Below are 19,322 nucleotides of genomic sequence, written 5' to 3' on the forward strand. Positions count from 1 at the left end.
AACCAATGACAGGTTTAAGCAAAGAGACGAGAGCAGCGGTCGTCTACACACTCTTATTCGCCATATTGTTCTCTGTATATTCACCGGTACCATTCGCACAAGCAATCGATTCTGAGACTTCTGTCACTGATTCAGTAAAACCTCAAATCGTACATGAACCGGTTGCATCCGTAAAAACACCTCAAAACCTTAGCGTAACCGCACAGGTATACGACAATGTCAACGTTTCTGAAGTCAAGCTCCACTACAAAGCGCAAAACGATTCCGATTATACAGTCATAAACATGACCTACGGAACTGTGAATGAAAATGGCTTTATCCATTATTCCGGACTCATTCCTCAATCTGTTATGACCCTGAATGAAAACGTCCAGTACTTCATGGAAGTATCGGACGGTACCAACAAGTCACGTCACCCGGAACAACCGGACAGCGCACACACCCTTCATATCGGGCCACTGGATGGCGGAGCGGGTCCGTATCTTTTGATAAGTGAAGTGGTGTTCAACTCCAGAGATTTGAAGGCTGGCGTGTATGGCGAATCTTTTGAGTATGTAGAGCTGTACAACAACAGCAATCGTCCGATCCCATTGAAAGAGTATTCGTTAATATTCGGCAATTGGACCGCTGCTCCGCAAAATAAATTTGATATTACGGATGACAAAATTGTATTACCAGGTGAGACCGCAGTACTGTGGAATTACAAGGTGGATCAAAACGCTACAATCCAAAATTTTATCGATAATTACGGAAAATCGGTGACGGCCGACAAAATCATAAAGCTGCTTCCAGGATACGGCTTTAATAACGACGGGGGCCGCAACCTGACCCTTATTACCGATACAGGGACGATTGTTTCCAAAGCCGAATACAATCTCACAGGCAGTTCAACAGACAAATCTGACGATAAGGACCACACAAGCGTGACTTATCTGGCGGATCCGAGCGGTGCCCCGCTTATGCTCAAGAGAAGCAGCAAACAGCCGCCTACACCGGGTGCTATCCTACCTGACCAGATACCAGATAAAAGAATGGTGCTTCCTGCCGACTTCTTGAAGCCGGTGATCAGACATATGATTCCTACTGGCTCGACAACGCCCCAGGATCTGACGATTTCGGCTCATGTAACCGATGATCAGAACGTTGCCGGCGTTACCCTGTTCTACAAAAAGGCAGAAGAAGCTACTTATACGTCTGCAACGATGACAGTGGGCGACAATGATCAATATATGGTTGTGATTCCGAAAGAGGCCATGACCAAAACCTCCAAGCTTCAGTACTATTTCGAAGCGACGGATGGAACAAATGTGAATAACAGTATGGAAACAGAAGGGAATTTATACGAGATTCAAATTATCGGTTCGGCTAAGCCTCTCGACTCCCAATTGTTGATTACCGAGCTTGTTCCGGCCAATAAAGGCGGCGATGATTACGAGTATGTCGAGATTTATAACAATACGAATCAGGCCATCAATCTGGAAGATTACAAGCTTCTCTATGAAAACCGCGGAGGAGCATCCACCGCGATCGATATCGACACGGAATTTGTTCTACCATCTAAGCAAACCGCTGTCCTCTGGCTTCAATCTTATACAACAAGAGGAAAGCCGGTCACGGATTTCAATTCGCATTATGAAGTCAGTCTAGACTCATCGACAGTACTCCCTGTATATTGGAACGGACTCGGATTGCCCGATGCCGAGGAAGGACGTATGCTGATCGCTGCAGACGCGGCTAACCCGATCTCACATGCGGCTGACGGCATTATTTCGCAAGCCTGGTTCAGTGTCACCGGGGACGAAGCCATTGACGGGAAAAGTGTCGTCTATGAGTACTCGAAAGAAGGCAGCAACCGGATGTTTCTGCGAGGATACGGCCAAACGCCTACGCCTGGCGAACTGCTGAATGCCCAAGTTCCTGCGGACCCGATTCGGGTTGCCGAAGACCAATTAAAACCGGCCATCAAACATACTCTTGTATCCGATCGCCCGGAAATTGCCAATCTGAAACTGGAAACGGCAGTTACCGACAAACATAGTGTCAAACAAGTCAACCTGTATTATAAACGGAATGGGGAATCCGACTACACACGCGTTAATTTGCTCGAGTCTGGCGCTGACCTGTATATCTCGGAAATCATACCCCGAGTTAATCTCCTTAATGCAGAATATATCGATTATTATTTTACAGCATCAGATGGATTCCAGACCGCTTCCTCGCTGGACAACGGTGGAGCACCCTATCGCCTTACTTTTGCCCGCCCTTCCGAACCGCTTCTGTTGAATATCGCCCAAGGCCAGTTTATTCGCGGAAGCCAAGCTGTGGAGGGACGCAGTCAGTCCGCTGGGAATGCTCTCAGCCTGTCGCTGGACGGCCAATCTATTGAGACTAAGGTTGCAATGCCAGAGGATGCCTATATTATGTTCGAAGCACAGGATATGCAGGCTTCATTTCAGAACGGTCTCTTCGTTAACGACGAACTGGCGAGCATTATGCCGGGAGTTACCAGCTATAGGTCTGCCATCTTAAACTTACCGAAGCACCTGCTCAAACCGGGTGTGAACAAAATAACGATGACCTCTGGGAATGGACAAGATCCCAAGGGCCTCGATGGAAACAATGACGATTACATTCTGCAAAACGTGCAAATTGTAAACTGGAACGGAGAAAAACCGTCCATTTCTGCACAATCGCAAACCGATAAAGGTGTGTTGGCCCCCGTCGCCAATCCGGCTGCACGGATTACGATCAAGGACACATTACCGCAAATACACTATACGATTCAGCTGCCAAATGAAGCGTTCCCTGCAGTTGTCAGTACTCTCGACACGACAACGTTAGCGGATGGAGAACATACCTTCCGTTTGTCTGCTTCGAACGGTGAAGACATAAGTGTAAAAGCTGTAATCGACAACACCGTGCCGGTTATCGGAAGCGTTTCTGTAGAGGAAGGCAAGTCCTACAAAGGACAAGTTACGCTTGACGCAGCCGTATCCGATGCGACTTCCGGCATTGGTTCAACTGAAGCAACGTTGGATGGGGATCCGGTAATTCTTTCGTCCTCCCATTACTTGGAAGCCGGGACGCATTTGTTCAAGATAAAAGTGACAGACAAAGCAGGCAATGAAGCGATCCGCGAAGTGTCGTTCATCACGGATAACGCACATCCGGACAAGCCGTCCGAACCCCTGCCAGCACTGAACGCAACTAATGATGGACGCGATGTGAACTTGAGCGTTAAAGTAACGGATCCGAACGGAGATCCGATGGATGTCATGTTCTATAAAGCCTATAAGCACGATTTTGCCGGTGACTCCAAGATCAATGCTTATTCGAACTCAACTGACCGTGAACCGCCATTGGAATTAGTTCCTGCGGGAGAAACCAAATTCACTGCAGAAGCCGTCACGAGTGTAAAAGATAAGGACGGAAGCTATTTCGTAACCGATTCGGATGGTCAGTTCCCTTATCACCGCTTCGACTTCAAATTGACCGAAGAACCTGCGCCAGAAGATGAAGTGGAAGTCGTATGGGATGGCCATTCGCTTGCCGGTCGCCAAGTGACCATGTACACCTGGAATTTCAACACATCGAAATGGGAGCGGGCTACGTCGGGAATCGGCGACCAAGACTTCCAGTTGAAAGCGAAGGTTAACGCAGGGGACATGGTGCGGGGCAAAACGCTTCATGTACTCATCCAGGATTTGTTCCCCTCCCCTGACGACGTGGATTTCACTTTCGCCTGGGTAAGTGATACGCAGTATTATGCGGACTCTTATCCTCATATTTACAAACAGATGATGGAATATATCGTCGATCAAGAAGAGGAGAAAAAGATCATTTATTCCATTCATACCGGAGATCTTGTCGACGATTGGGATCGTCCAGACGAATGGGCGGTCGCCAGTGACAGCATGAAGCTTCTCGATGACGCCGGGATGAATTACGGGGTAGTGGCTGGCAACCATGACGTTCATTTCTCGGATTCGGACTATAGTGAATATTACAAATACTTCGGACGTGACAGGTTCGAGAAACAACCGACCTACGGAGGCGACCTCAACAACAACCGGGACCATTACGACCTTGTCTCTCAGAACGGCCAAGATTTCTTGATTATGTATCTGGGCTGGGATGTTCAGGAAGAAACGATCAAGTGGGCTAACGATGTCCTGAAAAAGTACCCGAATCGTTACGCCATTATCGCTACGCACTCTTACATCACACCGAGTGGAAATTACGGCGGCGACGGATATGGACAAAAAATATGGACGGAGATCGTAGAGCCGAACCATAACGTCTTTATGGTGCTTTGCGGTCATTTCCACGGGGTTGCCTATAACGTCAAACATGTCGGTGACCGCACGGTTGTGGAGATGCTTTCGGATTATCAGTCTGGTCTGGAAGGCGGCGGCGGTTATATCCGGTTCCTTCAGTTTGATCTGGACAACCAAAAAATTCATGTTAACACCTATTCCCCTTACTTGAACGACGAAAACTATTTCGATGAGCCGGGAAAAGACGAATTTGATATCGAGTATCCGGTCAGAGCGGTGGAAAAGCAGGTTGCAACCGATTATATCGGTGTCAATGTGTACACGAAACAATCCATCGGCAGCCGTAAAAATGTAGAGAGCGGATCGAGGGCGACCGTGGAATGGGACAAGTTAAAGCGGAAAGATTACTTTAGCTGGTATGTATCGGTATCTGACGCCTTCGGTGGAAAGTCAGTTTCGGATGTCTGGAGATTCCGTACAGAAAAGGATCGGAATCAGGATGAGAACGATGAAGATGAATCCAAACAACCGGAATAGCCACAACAGGTAAACGGTTGAAACGCTAAACTGCTCGAGCAAATGTAATAGCAATAGGTTAAGCCGGACTGGCGAAAGAGCAGAACATGGCTCTTTCGTCAAACCAGGCTTGGCTGGTAATGATAGGGAGGAGCCAGGCATAATGCGTTCGCTTATTAAACGATGTTGCTTCAGCCTTGTATTTGTTGTATTGCTTATTCCAATCCTTCTGCCCGGGGCTGTTCCCAAGGGGGAAGCTCATTTATCAACAATCGGCTACTCGGATATATACATTGAGAAAAATATAATTAATTACAAATTATATCTGGATCCCCAAGAGGTCGCACAATGGGTAGACACTGGGTCTCCCACCCGTGTGTTTGTTATCGAAAAACCGTCTGAGAATAAAGGATCGGAGCAGAAAGCGGGATGGACCGAAACCGATTTGAAACCGTTGTTGGAGAAAAAATTGGATGTCCGAAGCTCGGATAATTCGGCTAAGCCTAAGATTAAGGAAATTTCGATCCAAAAACGCGGCGATACTTCCTATTTATTGGTAGACATTAACTACGAATTCCCCGACCCGGTCGATACGTATAAAATCAATTACAATTTATTTTTTAAAGATTTGGATCCGAAACACCAAAATTTCGCTACTATTCATGCAGGGACTGCAGCAGTGAATTCGGTGTTTACGGAGAATCACACTATGGTTTCAGACAGTGTTCCTAAATTAGCTGCCAGTAAGGTTACCACTGAAATTACGATTCCAGGCTGGGTGAGCACCTTCATCGATTACGTTCGTCTGGGAATGGAGCATATTTGGACTGGTTACGACCATCTTCTTTTTATCGTCGCTCTGGTACTCTTGAAACAAAGAATGACTAGTTATCTGAAGATCTTAACGGCCTTCACGATCGGACATAGTATTACAATCGCACTCGCCGCACTTGATATAGTGAGAGTGTCTGCCGATCTGATAGAGCCGCTAATCGCACTCAGTATCGTTTATGTGGCGGTAGAGAATATTTGGGCCAAACGGCTTCCGTGGCGGTGGGCCGTCGCTCTTGGCTTCGGGTTGATCCACGGCTTCGGCTTCGCGCAGGTCTTGAAAGGTTCTCTTGGTGAACAATTTATACTATCTCTTTTTTCCTTCAATTTAGGAGTTGAAATCGGACAAATCGCGGTGTTGGCGGTTCTTCTCCCCTTGCTTGTTTATTCAGGCCGCATTAAGTGGTATCGTCCGGCGGCATACACTGTATCAGGTTTGATAGCGGCAATCGGGGGGTACTGGTTTATAGAAAGAACTATGTTCTAACGGGCTGGAAGGCCCTCCTATCACAACGAGGATTTAGTTGCAGAAAAGCAATTAATTCGCCCGAACAGAGCCAGAAAACACTAATTAGTTGCAAAAAAGCAATTATCTCAATTAGTTCTCCTTCAAATCTCCTACATTCATTCATTTAGTTGCTTTTTTGCAATTAAAAACCTCTGGATAAGCAAACAGTACCCTACAGGTAGACATTTTTTGGTGTCTGCTCTATAGGGTACTGTTTAGATCGCTCCAGAGGTTGGTTATTGTGTTCAGTATGGTACTTTATTTGTTCTAGTCTACTCTAATCTACTTTACTCTACTCCACTTGAACGGCCTGCTTCTGCGCGATCAAACACAGCTCTGCTGCTTTGAAAGCATGTGCTTGCGTCATGGCGTTCTCCGTACGGTTCAAGCAATCCAGCACCAGCTGACCAAAGTAAGGGTAACCAACTTTTCCAGCTAACTCCAGATGTTGGACCCCTTCATTGTTAACCAGATACAGATGGTCGGACGCGCCGCTGCGCCCGATGTCGATATATTTGCGAAGCTCGATATAACCATTCGTGCCCATAATGACGGTGCGTCCGTCCCCCCATGTGCCAAGCCCATCAGGCGTGAACCAGTCTACACGGAAATAATTCGTAGCCCCGTTATCACCAATCAATGTAGCATCGCCGAAATCCTGAAACTCCGGATAATTCTTATTGTTGTAATTCGCAATCTTGCTCGATACTACTTGCGCGTCTTTGGCCCCCGAGAAGGACAGAAATTGCTCAATCTGGTGGCTGCCTATGTCACAAAGAATGCCGCCGTATTTCTCCAACTGGAAAAACCAATCCGGACGCGATGGCAGGTTCAGGCGATGCGGACCTAAGCCGATAACCTGAAGCACTCTGCCAATCGCTCCGTCTTGAATAAGCGCCCCAGCATGTACAGCACTCTCCACATGCAATCGTTCACTGTAATACACGGCATATTTCAACCCCGTTTCCTGCACTTTGGCCTTGGCTAGCTTCAATTGCTCAATCGTTGTGAACGGAGCTTTGTCTGTGAAATAATCTTTGCCATGCTCCATCACTTTCACACCCAACGGTCCGCGTTCCGAGGGGATTGCAGCCGCTGCCACTAAACGCACCTCTGGATCCTGGAGAATTTGCTGGGCGTCAGAAGCCGCTTTCACCTGCGGGAATTTGGCTATGAAGTTCGCTACTTTATTAGGATCGGGATCGTACACCCATTTCAGATCAGCTCCCGCTTCAATCAGACCATTACACATGCCGAATATATGTCCATGATCGAGACCCATAGCAGCAAAGACGAACTCCCCTGCCTTCACTACAGGTGCCGGTTTACCTTGCGGCGCATAGTTCATTCCATCTGACTTTTGCATATTTACATCCTACCTTTCACGTCTACCAAGAATGGTTGCACTTAGACTCTAGTTAATAGAGTACAGGAGAAGGCTTCTTTCTGATTGCACCGTATTATGTAAAAAGGCATCCTCATTTATACGTCATTGTTCATTTACTAACCATTCTTAAGAAAAAACTGACCTATGGCCAGGTCCTTTGTGTAGAATATCCGTTTGGCGCATGGAAGGGCAGCAAGATGGGCTCCAATCGCTCTTGAACTTCGGTTCTTTTGATTCTACTTTTTATCGGTTTGAACCCAAGATTCAAATGCGACCGCTGACGCTTTTCCGCTCCATCTTCCTGCCCTATTCTGTTCGACTATCGGTGGTAGTCAGCCATTACTACTTAGGTCCTGTGGAGATCAGATAGCCAGTCCTAGTATAGGTTATTAAGGCGGAAAAGACAGCTTCTTCTGGGATAGCAAGTTTTACTATTGGTTATTGGCCTGGGTTTGAGGGAAATTGGTTCACAATGCGGTAATAGGGGATAGTCAGGTTGGCTAATTAGTGCCTGGGTGATGAAATGGCCCAAATAGACAGTAGTAATATGGCTTATATGTAAGCGGCGTACCAAGACTACCCATACTTTCTATTCTCTTTAAAAAACGAGTCTCTAACCTTCTAGAGACTCGCATCGCTTTTAAACATAAGGGTTATTGGCACGCTCAAACCCGATTGTTGTTTTTCCGCCATGTCCAGGATACACCTGTACGTCATCGTCAAGATCGAACAAAGTGCCGTGAATGGAATCGAGCAGCTGTCGGTTATTCCCGCCGGCGAGATCTGTTCGGCCAACTGACATCTTGAACAGCACATCTCCGCTGAACAGATGCTTGCCTGCATACAAGAAGCTCACGCTGCCAGGAGAATGGCCTGGTGTATAGAATACTTGAAGCTTCTCTCTGAGCAGTTCTAGCGTCATTCCTCCGTCGAGCGCGTATTCCGCAGGCGTACTCTCAATCGAAGCGCCGAGATCCGGCCAACGAGCGGAGCCGTTCTTCTTCGGATCGGTCAGCCAATCGGCCTCTGCATCATGCAGATAGACCGGGCATCCTTTCAGCTTGCGGATCTCATCCACACCGCCGATGTGGTCGAAATGCGCATGTGTCAGCAGAATGGCCTCAATCTGCATCCCCTCAATGCGCCTCACAAGCGACTTCGGATTCATCCCTGGATCAATAATAACACCGCGGCTGCCATCCTCTGTACTAAGCAAATAAGCATTCGTCCCGATCGGGCCAAGCTCGAACTTCTCAATCTTCAACATTTGTATGTCATCCAATCCTATTAAAAGTCTGAGAGCAAATCGCGCAGCTCGCGCACAATAACCTGATGGTAGCCAGTACCTTCGCCATATTGCACCATCATCTCGGCGCGGGCTACTTTGATCTTCTCTTCGTAGTCCGAAGCATTACGGTCTGGATTCGCTTGCTTGAAGCTGGTCATCACAGCTTGAACATGCTTGGGACGAGGTCCCCATTGTCCAAGCACGAGTCCGCCAGTATCGGCGAATATTACGATAGGAACTGCACGCCCTCCGCCTGTGAGGAACTGGTCCATCGTGTCCGGGTGTTCTTCCATGATCAGTACTTCTGTCGGGATTTCAGAATCCTTCAATGCCTGGAATACCACCGGGATGTTGCGTACTACATCGCCGCACCAATCCGCAGCAAGGATCAAACAACGAAGATCATCGCGATTGCTAAGCGAAGCGAAGAACTCGCGGTCATCCTCATTCTCCCATACAAAAGCGTTATACCATTCCAAGAATTTCTCTTGGTTCTTAGTCATTCCATCCATAAATTGCTGCGGAGAAATTCCCTTGCCCAGCTTGTGAGACAAATTTTTTGCGCTCATCGTTTACCCTCCATTATGGTGTGTCACCGTTGGACACGAATAGGATATTGAATTGAATGATGCCATCAGTTCCCTTAGTTTTATTGTAGCAAATGCAACAACTTAACACCAACCAACTGCACTCATTCTTTTCCGCCTACAAGCTCTGATCCTGTATTCTACCGTTTGTTAATAAATTTACTATTCTTTTCAATCAATGCTGCAATCTCTGCAGCCTGACCTTCACCAAGAGGATATTTAGGCTTATAGGACTTGATATAGCTCACCAGCTGATCTGGCTTCACCGCTGCGAACACAGAACTTTTCCCCACTAACCGAACATCCGGATGCGGAAAGCATATAACCCCTACAACATCCGCTTGCACATGATGCTCGCGGAATAGCTCCTTCAGCACAAATTCATAACGGTATGATTGCGCAGTCGGATCCTCCTTCACACCAGTCTCGGCACCGGCAACCGGCGCCCCATCGAGCTCCTTCTTGATCGGCCAGTCGGCGCCATGCTCAGGAAACACAACATCACCGGACATGGTCTTCGTCTCAATATGAAACACCCCATTCGGTCCTATCACAATATGCTCAATGGCTTGGGAAGCACTGCCAGACTGCACTTGACGACCGCTGATAACGCGATATTCCACACCCAGAGCCTGCAGCTCCCGAGCTGTATTATGATTATCGGCAGCAATGTATCCGCTGATGTAAGCTTTCTTTTTGCCGCGTTTCCAGAACTTGTAGGCTATGTATAGCACAACAAGGGCAATAACTACCCAGACACTGACTTTTACATAAGGAGCGGCCTTCTCGTCAATGTTTTCCCAATTCTCACCTAATGTCTTCCCCATATAAACAAAAAATATAGACCAAGGAATAACAGCGAGTGTAGTTAAAACAGTAAATTTCAAGAGCGGCATTCGAACGATCCCGGCTGGAATAGATATAGCATGACGTACGACAGGAATAAATCTCGCCGTGAATATAACACCCGTCCCATAGCGATTGAACCATTGCTCCGAAAGATCAATATGATGCTTGGAAATTAACAAGTACTTCCCGTACTTATCCAAAAAAGGCCTTCCGCCGTATCTGCCGATCCAATACACGAATATTTGGGCAATGGTTCCTCCGATAACTCCGAAAAGAACAGCCATCCAGAAGTTAACGTCTCCTGTAGATACCAGGTAACCCCCGAAAGCCAATACAATCTCACTTGGAATAATCTCAATCATGAGGCCTAACATAATTCCCCAGTGTCCCAAATGCGTAATCCATTCTAAAGCTGTGTCAATCAAGTGGTGTACAAAATCCATCATTCGATTCCGTTCCTACTTTCCTATAATTTGTCCTTACCCAGCTTCACACGAACTCGTCCGCCAGATATCTTCTCCCATTCTATCATATGTAGGTTCACGACTGCATCTTCTGCGAACGTCACCCGTTCCATTCATCATACAGGCATGTACTGACAAGCCTATGCATAGGGTAGTAGCAGAAGAGACAAGCCGGAACACCGGTAGTCGAATATTCAGAAGGAGGCGTGCGCCTTGACCAAAATTTATTTTTTCCAAAGAAAACATTTGATTCTATTACTAGGGATCGTAATTGTTGCTGTCTCAGCATGGATCTATCTTAAGCGAGATCAGATCCGTTCCGTAACCGGTCCCATGAATGGAGAACGAGTGATCCATCTGGTAACGGGAGAGTTCGAAGCAAAGCTGCCGGACGGCAAAGAAATTGAGGCCTATAGATGGGATCCAGGAACAATTGTTGTTAACAAAGGTGAAAAGATAAAGCTCGTGATTCGAGGGATAAGCGGGCCCAGTCATCCTTTTATTATTGAAGGGTTGAACATTAAGGGGGAAGTAAAGCAAGGAAAAGAAACCGTGGTGAACTTTCGAGCGGATACGGAAGGCACCTATCGAATCATTTGCCTTACTCACCCGGACGCTGCGCATAACGGACCTATGATAGGTTATATCGTTGTAGACTAAGGAATTACAGGAGCAAACTGTAGCCTATCGACCTCTCCCTGCATAATGTGATAGGGAGAGGAAGTGTTCATCATGAAGCCTACCAATGAGAAGCATAAAGCCGCTATGCCTACTCTCCGCAAGCTAAGGCGGGCTTGCAACAACGAATTGTACCGGACCGTTAAGCGGATGAAGATATGGATTCCGCCCGCGCAGCTAGTCCAGGCAGAGGATTTGTATCTGAAGAAAGTCGTATTTAACCTGCAGTTTATAGTGGATAACGGCAGCAATCGCAAGCTGTTATCGGACTGGTGGGATGAGAACGTCTGCCCCGAGATTGCTGAACTGTGGAATGTGGACCCTAAGCTGCTCTCCGACTCGTTCCGTGAAGCATTCGGAGGATGAATCGCCACACCAAATGGACCTAGCGGAATATAATCGCTAAGTCCTTTAACTATGGTCGGACAATTCATCACACATAGGTTTTTGCCAATTCGGCAATCCGATCTGATTCGTATACCTTCGCGCTTGTAGCCTTATCGAGAGGCCGCTGCTGGGCCGCTGCCAGCATGGCCGCTGCAACTGCTCTTCCTGTGATCGGCTTATACTTGCTGAGGGGGCCTCTAAAGAAAAGCTTCATCAGTGGAGCGGCAGCCGTTGCCACCCGTTCCCCCAAGCGAACCTCTTCTCGCTCCCCAAGCAAAAGCGAGGGACGGAATATATGCAGCTCCGGCAGGTTAAGCTCTTGTAAGGATTGCTCGACCTCACCCTTCACTCGATTGTAGAAGATGCGGGAGTTCGGATCAGAACCCATGGCCGTGACAATTAAGAATTTGGAGGCACCTTGCAGCTTGGCCATACGGCCAAGCTCCATAGGGTATTCGTAGTCGACTTGGCGAAAAGCAGATTGGGACCCGGCTTTCTTAATGGTAGTTCCGAGCGTACAGAACACCACGGCATTCGTTAGCACATCTTCAGCTTCCGTCAAAGCAACAGTTAGCTGGTCGAAAGGCAATATATGCTGCTCTAGCTTGCGATTGTGCTGAACAGCAAGGTCTCTTCGTGCTAATACGACAACCTTGTTGTAATTCAGATCCTCCAGTAACAATTGGATCAATTGCTTCCCGACCAGTCCAGTAGCACCTACAACTACGGCGGTTAATGGATGCTGTGAGGCTGCTTTCTTGTTCTCGCTTATGCTCATATTGCGGCTCTCCTAACCAGCAGCTTACCTTTACTCCCTGTCTTCTCCCAACTCTTCCGGATCGACCTTCTGTGCAGGCTCTGCTACGACATTATTGCGACCTCTATGCTTTGCTTTGTAGAGCGCCTTATCTGCCCGTTCAATCATATCCTCCAGCACATTCGTCCCGAATATACGTGTTTCACTGTTCTGAGTAACTCCGATACTCACGCTTAATTGTATCGAGATATCCTGCTCGCAATAAGGCGAGTTCTCGACCCAAGTACGAATTCTTTCGGCCAGCTCCTGTCCGCGCTGCAAATCACAATTGGTCGCGAGTACAACGAATTCTTCACCGCCATACCTAGAGACAACATCAGATGTCCGCACGCAGCCCACAAGCACTTGGGCGATATGCTTCAACACCCGGTCACCGATTAAATGGCCGTAACGATCATTCACATGCTTGAAGAAATCCACATCGATGAGTAATACGCAGCAGGGGACACCCGCACGCAGCGATGCCATCTGCATCTTGTTGCCTTCATTCATCAGGAAGCGGCGATTATACACCTCGGTCAAATGATCGATTACAGCTGACTCTTCTAGCAAAAGGACAGTCGATTGCAGCTTGTGGGACATTACATTGAAATTATTGGACAACTCCTTGAACTCAGCTGGAGCAGAATCGATCACAGCCCGAGCAATCTGAAAGCCGTACTGCCCTTCCCTGATAGAGGTTGTGCCTTTTACCAAATGATTAATTAGAACCTCTGTGCGGCGAGTTAACACGATAGCAATGAAATAGCTGACAAGGAGAATGGCAAGCGTGATAATCACAATAAACTTGATCAAAGTATAATAGGGCCTATACACTTCCGCGCTATCTAACTCTGCTACAATAATCCAATTGTGATCTTGGGTCCATGCAAAAGCCCCGAACACACTCATTCCTTCCTCGTTCTCATAAGCGGATGTCACCTGCCGATTAGTCAATGCACGTTCATAAACAGCAGTTCCATATACACGGCTAAGTCTAGGCAGATCCATGTCCGTCGTCGATTGTGTTATGCGGACACCCATGCTGTTCAATATATAGGTTTCCCCCGACAAGCCGGGCTTGAATTCAGTCATTAAGACATCCAGCTTACTAAGCTCAACCGCGCCCCCGACTACGCCTGTAACCTTACCGGCAGAATCGACAACAGGAGAGACGAATACAATGACATATTTGCCTGACACCCGGCTAACTATGACATCCGAGATCCTATCCCGATTCTGCATAGCTTCTTTAAAATACTCCCGATCAGCTACGCTTGTGCCCACTATTCCCAAGCTGTTCCATTGAATAACCCCATTAACATCTATAAAAGAGAGGGAAACAAACTCCTTGTGCGTTCGGATAAATTGATCAAATTCTACTTTGATTCTCGAGAGATCGGGACCTAATTGACTAGAAATGCCTGCCAAATATTGAATATCCGAAAACCTCTCGTCTTTCCATCTATCTACGAACAAGCTTTGCAGCTTCACGGTTTCTTGTAAGTGATCCGAGGTTTCTTCTTCTTTAATAATCTTTACTACGATCGATAACAAGAATATGATCAGTAAACTCATTATAATGATGATCGCTCCTACCCAGAACCTAATTCGTCCTTTGAAGGATTTGATATGCAATACATTGTAGAATGGACTCATGAGGCTTTTCACCCTCTTTATGCATCTCGGATATTCGAAGAATAGCCTTGCCCTGATATTCCCAGTCTATGTTTTGGCAAGTGATGCAGAACGTTCAATCGGTAAAGTGAATACCCGTGAACCAACAGCGGATTCAGGTTCAAAGTATGCAATAAGCAGAGTAGGCTTACCTTCAACCACCTGCCCTGTTTCAAGGAATTGCTGTAGATCAAAAGAAACGGTCTCAATTACCGCATGCTTATGCAGTTCTTTCTCATTCATGCCTAGATCAGAGAAGTTCCCGCCTTGCACGAGCTCAGGCTGAGCGGCAATTCGCCGCATCCATTCCATTTGCTCGCTTTTTTCCATAGTGAAGGTCCACCAAGTCTTGCGAGGCTTGTATTTGTGGTTCATGAAATAATCGAGCTTCATTAGACCTTCTACTATGTCCATTCCTGGTGTTTCACGCTGTTGCAGAAATGACTGAAGCCGAATGAATAAATCCTCGAGCTGATGTCCAATCCGCTGCCACCCCTGAGTATCCCAGTAATCCCCGAACTGCTGGAAGAAATCGAAAGGTGTTTCGAAATATTCACGTATGAGGTAACCCACCGTATGATCCATTCGATGCGCATTCCAATATTTCTCGAGCACATCCTCTACTCGTTTGATCCGCACAATGTCCGAGAAAGGCAGCAGACGGTTTCCTAGTATTTCATAAGGGGCATGGTCCATATAGACGTATCCATACTTCTCAGCATCATGCCGTAATCCCGTTCCCCTCAGCATCTTAAGAAAGCCCAGCTGCAGCTCTTCCGGCTGTAAGGCGAACACATCATTGAACGTCTTGCGGAATGATTGATAATCTTCCTCAGGCAGTCCTGCAATCAAATCCAGATGCTGATCAATCTTGCCGCTGCTCTTGACTTTGCTTACCGTCCGCGTTAATTTGTTGAAATTCTGTTTGCGCTTGACAAGCTCGTTCGTAGCGTCATTAGTAGATTGTACGCCAATCTCGAATCGGAATATTCCAGGAGGAGCCTGTTCAGCCAAGAAATCCAGCACCTCAGGACGCATAATATCTGCTGTAATCTCAAATTGAAATACACAGGAGCCCCCATGATGATCAATCAGAAATTGGAAAATTTCCATAGCATAATCACGCTTAATATTAAACGTGCGGTCAACAAACTTGATCAGCTTCGCTCCCGAGCTTATTAAGTGCAGAAGATCGGCCTTCGTGCGTTCCAGATCAAAATAACGCACACCTACTTCTATGCTCGATAAACAGAATTGACAGCTGAACGGGCATCCTCGACTCGTCTCGAAATAAACAACCCTTTTGCCAAGTGCGTCATGATCCTCAGGGAATCGATGCGGGGAAGGAATCTCATCTAATGCCAGCTTGGGACGTCCAGGGTTCAGCAATACTTCTTCCCCTTTGCGATAAGCAATCCCGAATATAAGATGAGGCTTCGGCTTCGTCCGTGGCGACCCACTAAGTTCTCGCAGCAAGTGCAAAAACGTTTCTTCCCCCTCACCCATTACGATGTAATCCACTTCTGGAATCCGCTTCATCCAATAGTCCGTATCGTAGGATACTTCCGGTCCACCAAGCACAATGGTCAGCTCCGGTTTGATCTTCTTCAGTATCCTTACTACTTGTATCGTCTCTTCGATGTTCCAAATGTAGCAGGAAAAGCCCAGTACGTCAGGATTTTTTTGATAAAGATCAGAAACAATGTTCATAACAGGGTCTTTGATCGTATATTCAGCCATTTCGACAGCAAACTCGTCGCCGCAAAAAGCTTTTAAGTACCGAAGGGCCAAGCAAGTATGGATATATTTAGCGTTTAAACTGGAAACAACAACTTTCATAGGAATCCCTCTTTATTTAGAATGCTTGCAATCGTCTTGCAATCCCATTCTACATGGAAATAAAGCGTAACACAAAACAAAACCAGCCGAAACCGCAATATCTGGTTTAGACTGGTCTACTGTATAAAATGAAGCAAGCAAAAACGTCTTTGCTTTCGTTATGAGCGGCGACCTGATAGCGTATTCTTACCCGTGAGTTGCAATATCTTGAGAGTCGGGTAGAGATTCGAACATGTAGGGATTCACGAATGGCTGCGTTTGCGGTTCACTTTTCTGTTCAAGCTCTATCCATTTGGTAGCTTTCAGCAGCATTTGTTGTTCCACTTGTTCTTTTCTATATTGCAATAGCTGATTGCCGCCTTCGGACTCGTCAATGATCTGTTTCAAGCGTCTCCGCTCTTCCATCCATTGGGCTATTTGGTACAGGATCATCTGTATCACTCCTTAACGTATCGAAAGCTTTCTTCAAGTTCTTATTCTTATTGTAAGATCCGAACATGAAGAGTACATTAGCGTATCGTTAGAGCCACATTAAAATTCCATGACAATACGGTTACAGGGACTATTATTCCCATTTAAACGTAATTGTAGAAATAATAAACGCAACAATCATCCAACCCGCTAACAGCAACGCTTCCGAACCAAGCTCCGTGATTCCCGCACCTACATTCATAACCTGCCTTAGCGCGGTGGTCAGATGTGAAATAGGCAGTAATTTGACGATCGGTTGAAGGAATTCCGGCATGCTTTTGATTGGGAAAAATACCCCGCCCACAAACAGCATCGGGAATGAGATGAATCCAGAGATCGGTCCTGCGCTTTCCGGCGTTTTGGCTAGACCTGCAATAATAAACCCGATCGACATAAACGTTAGCGTTCCTAAAACAACAAATAAGAACAACAACAACCATGAGCCGTTCACTTGGGTGCCGAAGAAGATCATCCCAACCAGCACTACAATTAAAGCCTGCAGTCCATTTAACGCTAATCGAGCTGTAATCTGCGCAGCTATGAAAGTGCCGGAGCGCAGGGTTGTGCTCTGCATACGCCGCAGGATGCCGCGCTCTCTCCATGAAGCGATCTGTCCGGCAACGCCGTTGAGATTATTGGACATTATCATCATGGCTAGTATGCCGGGCACCAGGAAATCAATATATTTCAAATGCAGCGATTCGACTGCAAAAGCTTCAACTGAAACGACAGGTGTATAGTTAGCCAGCGATTTACTGACAGCATCTACTTCTTGGGACAATACCGTAAGCGCGAGCTGGGAAGTCGTTAGATTCGTCTCATCATAATGGGCTTCAATCTTGGCTGCTTCATCCAGCTTAGTCTCGATTTGAGTTTCTCTACTGCCATGTGTGGAAATGGATTCCTGGTACCCTTTGCGGATAATGGCTACGATCTGTGTGTCGCCTTCCTTGAGTGCTTCAAGCGATTTCTTGCGATCTGTGTTAATCTCGAAATCTATGAGTGCATCTTGAGCGCTAAGCGCTTGGACCAGTGCTTGGGATGCCGTAGACTGATCCTCATCTATCACAATTCCGTTCAACGACACGCCGCTGCCATTCCCCATAAAAGACCCTAGCATAACCATGAAGAAGACCGGGAATAGAAGCGTCCAGAATAAAACTTGCCGATTGCGTCCGAACAGGCGGAGCTGGGCTAATGTTAATTGAATGTAGGCTTTCATTCTTCCCTCAGACTCCTTCCCGTCATATGAATGAACACGTCCTCCAGGGTTGCAGTCCGAGTTCGAAGATCAGAGAATTTCAAGGAACGCTCTTCTGCTCGTCCGATCCAATCCGTTAAGGTGGATTGCATTTTGTCGGTATAGAGCACATACACCTCTTTACGCTGATCGACCTGTTTCACGCCGTTTAAGCCTCTGAGCAGCTCCAGCACAGCTTCCTGTTCAGCAAGACCTGCAGCCTCCAAGTCAGGCAGTCTGAATTCTACAGCGCTCTCGGATTGCAAGCTGTGCACGAGCCGTTCTGGCGTGTCAAGCGCGATAACTTGCCCCCGATCCATGAGACAGATCCGATCACACAGAATATGGGCTTCGTCCATGTAATGTGTGGAGAGGACGACGGTCTTTCCTCGTTCCTTCAAGCTAAGGATGATTTCCCATAATGTTCGCCTGGCTTGCGGGTCGAGACCCGTGGTAGGCTCGTCGAGAAAGACCACTTGTGGGTCGTTCACCAGCGCCAGCGCAATGGCAAGCCTCTGTTTCTGACCGCCTGACAGATGCTTAACTCGGTCGTTCTGCTTCTCCTCTAGAATCATGTCCTTTAGGAGCGGTGCAATGGGTACCGAATAGGGATAAAAGCTTGCATACATGCGTACGATTTCTTTGACCTTAAGCAGATCAAACAAGGATGTTGATTGTAATTGCACACCGATGACCTGCTTGACATGATTGAGCTGCTTCTGCGTGTCAAAGCCGGCAATCTGGGCGATTCCCCCATCCGGCCGACGAAGTCCTTCCATCATTTCCATGGTGGTTGTCTTCCCCGCGCCATTCGGACCCAACAAGCCGAACACTTCGCCGCGATACACCTCAAAGTTAACATCGTTCACTGCTGTGAAATTTCCATAACGTTTGATGAGTCCCTGTACTTTTATTACTGGCTTGTCTTGTTCGATTATTGGCATAAGGAGGTTCCTCCGTTGGGGTAGTGGACTGCAAATAAATGCATGGTGTATGGTGCTGGAGCATGGTGCATGGTGCTACGAACGAAAGAAGGGTTCCGACCGCTGTTGAACTTTGGTTCCTTTGATTATAATTTTTATTGGTGTGAACCAAAGATTCAAAGGCGGACGCTTCGCTTCTCCACTCCTTCTTCCGTTCTCCGCACCACTCTTGCACCGCATGCATTTATCTGCAGTCTAAGGGTGTGATAATAAATAGAAAGATGATGACCCAGAGTCATCTATGATTATACCACGTTCACAGGAATCCTTTATTAAAAGAAAACGTTACCTACCCATTCTACTACAAGTGGGTTAAAGTAAAGATATCCCAACGAAGGGAGTGATGCAAATTGGTTCAAATGGATAAGGTGATTGACATTTAGCAGGCGGAATTTCATTCTGTCGGCTGAAGCAAAAAGGGAGACCGGAAACGCAATGTCATTAAGTTAAGGCGCATGGCCAAAAATCAAGAACAAGAGCTGGTTATCGAAAGATAGCCGGCTCTTTTTTTGCACGAAAAAGAGAAATAGGACTTGACAAGCAG

The 19,322-nt window shown here is 46.9% G+C and carries 14 protein-coding genes and 1 pseudogene; 4 read left to right on the forward strand and 11 right to left on the reverse strand.

The window, feature by feature from the left end; translation table 11 throughout:
- Positions 1-5: 5 nt before the first annotated feature.
- Together AC58QD_RS25695 and AC58QD_RS25700 are read left to right on the forward strand one after the other, a co-directional pair.
- Positions 6-4,814 (forward strand): lamin tail domain-containing protein, encoded by a 4,809-nt coding sequence (locus AC58QD_RS25695; RefSeq protein WP_497337883.1) that lies wholly within the window; start codon positions 6-8, stop codon positions 4,812-4,814.
- Positions 4,815-4,956: 142 nt separating this feature from the next.
- Positions 4,957-6,111 carry a HupE/UreJ family protein gene (locus tag AC58QD_RS25700; protein ID WP_497337884.1) on the forward strand — a complete coding sequence of 385 codons (1,155 nt, stop codon included), beginning with the start codon at positions 4,957-4,959 and terminating at the stop codon, positions 6,109-6,111.
- Positions 6,112-6,424: 313 nt separating this feature from the next.
- Here AC58QD_RS25700 and AC58QD_RS25705 read toward each other — a convergent pair whose 3' ends face one another.
- The 5 genes and pseudogenes from AC58QD_RS25705 to uptA all read right to left on the reverse strand — a co-directional run.
- Positions 6,425-7,498 (reverse strand): Gfo/Idh/MocA family protein, encoded by a 1,074-nt coding sequence (locus AC58QD_RS25705; protein ID WP_497337885.1) that lies wholly within the window; start codon positions 7,496-7,498, stop codon positions 6,425-6,427.
- 661 nt (positions 7,499-8,159) lie between these two features.
- Entirely contained in the window at positions 8,160-8,786 is a 627-nt protein-coding gene (locus AC58QD_RS25710; protein WP_497337886.1) for an MBL fold metallo-hydrolase, read from the reverse strand.
- Between the two features lie 20 nt (positions 8,787-8,806).
- A complete protein-coding gene (locus tag AC58QD_RS25715; protein WP_497337887.1) occupies positions 8,807-9,376 on the reverse strand; it encodes a thioredoxin family protein in 570 nt (189 codons plus the stop codon).
- 158 nt (positions 9,377-9,534) lie between these two features.
- On the reverse strand, positions 9,535-10,077 hold the full coding sequence (locus AC58QD_RS25720) for a nuclease-related domain-containing protein (RefSeq protein WP_497337899.1): 543 nt from the start codon (positions 10,075-10,077) through the stop codon (positions 9,535-9,537).
- A gap of 6 nt (positions 10,078-10,083) precedes the next feature.
- Positions 10,084-10,686 (reverse strand): annotated as a pseudogene (uptA, locus tag AC58QD_RS25725) (undecaprenyl phosphate transporter UptA); the annotation flags it as partial.
- A 234-nt stretch (positions 10,687-10,920) separates the two neighbouring features.
- On the opposite strand from uptA, the gene AC58QD_RS25730 reads away from it, so the two are divergent.
- The gene (locus AC58QD_RS25730; RefSeq protein WP_497337888.1) at positions 10,921-11,367 is read left to right on the forward strand and encodes a cupredoxin domain-containing protein; all 447 of its coding nucleotides are present in this window, start codon (positions 10,921-10,923) and stop codon (positions 11,365-11,367) included.
- A gap of 72 nt (positions 11,368-11,439) precedes the next feature.
- On the forward strand, positions 11,440-11,751 hold the full coding sequence (locus tag AC58QD_RS25735; RefSeq protein WP_497337890.1) for a dehydrogenase: 312 nt from the start codon (positions 11,440-11,442) through the stop codon (positions 11,749-11,751).
- Between the two features lie 67 nt (positions 11,752-11,818).
- On the opposite strand, the gene AC58QD_RS25740 is transcribed toward AC58QD_RS25735, so the two are convergent.
- From AC58QD_RS25740 to AC58QD_RS25765, 6 genes are all read right to left on the reverse strand, one after another.
- Positions 11,819-12,550, reverse strand: coding sequence for an NAD-dependent epimerase/dehydratase family protein (locus AC58QD_RS25740; protein ID WP_497337891.1), 732 nt, complete (start codon positions 12,548-12,550; stop codon positions 11,819-11,821).
- Positions 12,551-12,580: 30 nt separating this feature from the next.
- Positions 12,581-14,146, reverse strand: a complete 1,566-nt coding sequence (locus AC58QD_RS25745) for a sensor domain-containing diguanylate cyclase (RefSeq protein WP_497337892.1) — start codon at positions 14,144-14,146, stop codon at positions 12,581-12,583.
- A gap of 147 nt (positions 14,147-14,293) precedes the next feature.
- Positions 14,294-16,084, reverse strand: a complete 1,791-nt coding sequence (locus tag AC58QD_RS25750; RefSeq protein WP_497337893.1) for a B12-binding domain-containing radical SAM protein — start codon at positions 16,082-16,084, stop codon at positions 14,294-14,296.
- A gap of 186 nt (positions 16,085-16,270) precedes the next feature.
- Positions 16,271-16,516, reverse strand: a complete 246-nt coding sequence (locus tag AC58QD_RS25755) for a hypothetical protein (protein WP_497337894.1) — start codon at positions 16,514-16,516, stop codon at positions 16,271-16,273.
- Positions 16,517-16,649: 133 nt separating this feature from the next.
- Positions 16,650-17,777: an ABC transporter permease gene (locus tag AC58QD_RS25760; RefSeq protein WP_497337895.1), complete on the reverse strand. Its 1,128-nt coding sequence runs from the start codon at positions 17,775-17,777 to the stop codon at positions 16,650-16,652.
- The gene (locus AC58QD_RS25765; protein WP_497337896.1) at positions 17,774-18,739 is read right to left on the reverse strand and encodes an ABC transporter ATP-binding protein; all 966 of its coding nucleotides are present in this window, start codon (positions 18,737-18,739) and stop codon (positions 17,774-17,776) included. Before AC58QD_RS25765 ends, AC58QD_RS25760 begins: the two co-directional genes overlap by 4 nt.
- Positions 18,740-19,322: the final 583 nt, after the last annotated feature.

The sequence above is a fragment of the Paenibacillus sp. J2R1T-4 genome (genome assembly GCF_059692235.1).

Coding starts and splice junctions, on each gene's coding strand:
- AC58QD_RS25695 (WP_497337883.1), top strand. CDS start 6: ATGACAGGTTTAAGCAAAGAGACGAGAGCAGCGGTCGTCTACACACTC.
- AC58QD_RS25700 (WP_497337884.1), top strand. CDS start 4,957: ATGCGTTCGCTTATTAAACGATGTTGCTTCAGCCTTGTATTTGTTGTA.
- AC58QD_RS25705 (WP_497337885.1), bottom strand. CDS start 7,498: ATGCAAAAGTCAGATGGAATGAACTATGCGCCGCAAGGTAAACCGGCA.
- AC58QD_RS25710 (WP_497337886.1), bottom strand. CDS start 8,786: ATGTTGAAGATTGAGAAGTTCGAGCTTGGCCCGATCGGGACGAATGCT.
- AC58QD_RS25715 (WP_497337887.1), bottom strand. CDS start 9,376: ATGAGCGCAAAAAATTTGTCTCACAAGCTGGGCAAGGGAATTTCTCCG.
- AC58QD_RS25735 (WP_497337890.1), top strand. CDS start 11,440: ATGAAGCCTACCAATGAGAAGCATAAAGCCGCTATGCCTACTCTCCGC.
- AC58QD_RS25740 (WP_497337891.1), bottom strand. CDS start 12,550: ATGAGCATAAGCGAGAACAAGAAAGCAGCCTCACAGCATCCATTAACC.
- AC58QD_RS25745 (WP_497337892.1), bottom strand. CDS start 14,146: ATGAGTTTACTGATCATATTCTTGTTATCGATCGTAGTAAAGATTATT.
- AC58QD_RS25750 (WP_497337893.1), bottom strand. CDS start 16,084: ATGAAAGTTGTTGTTTCCAGTTTAAACGCTAAATATATCCATACTTGC.
- AC58QD_RS25755 (WP_497337894.1), bottom strand. CDS start 16,516: ATGATCCTGTACCAAATAGCCCAATGGATGGAAGAGCGGAGACGCTTG.
- AC58QD_RS25760 (WP_497337895.1), bottom strand. CDS start 17,777: ATGAAAGCCTACATTCAATTAACATTAGCCCAGCTCCGCCTGTTCGGA.
- AC58QD_RS25765 (WP_497337896.1), bottom strand. CDS start 18,739: ATGCCAATAATCGAACAAGACAAGCCAGTAATAAAAGTACAGGGACTC.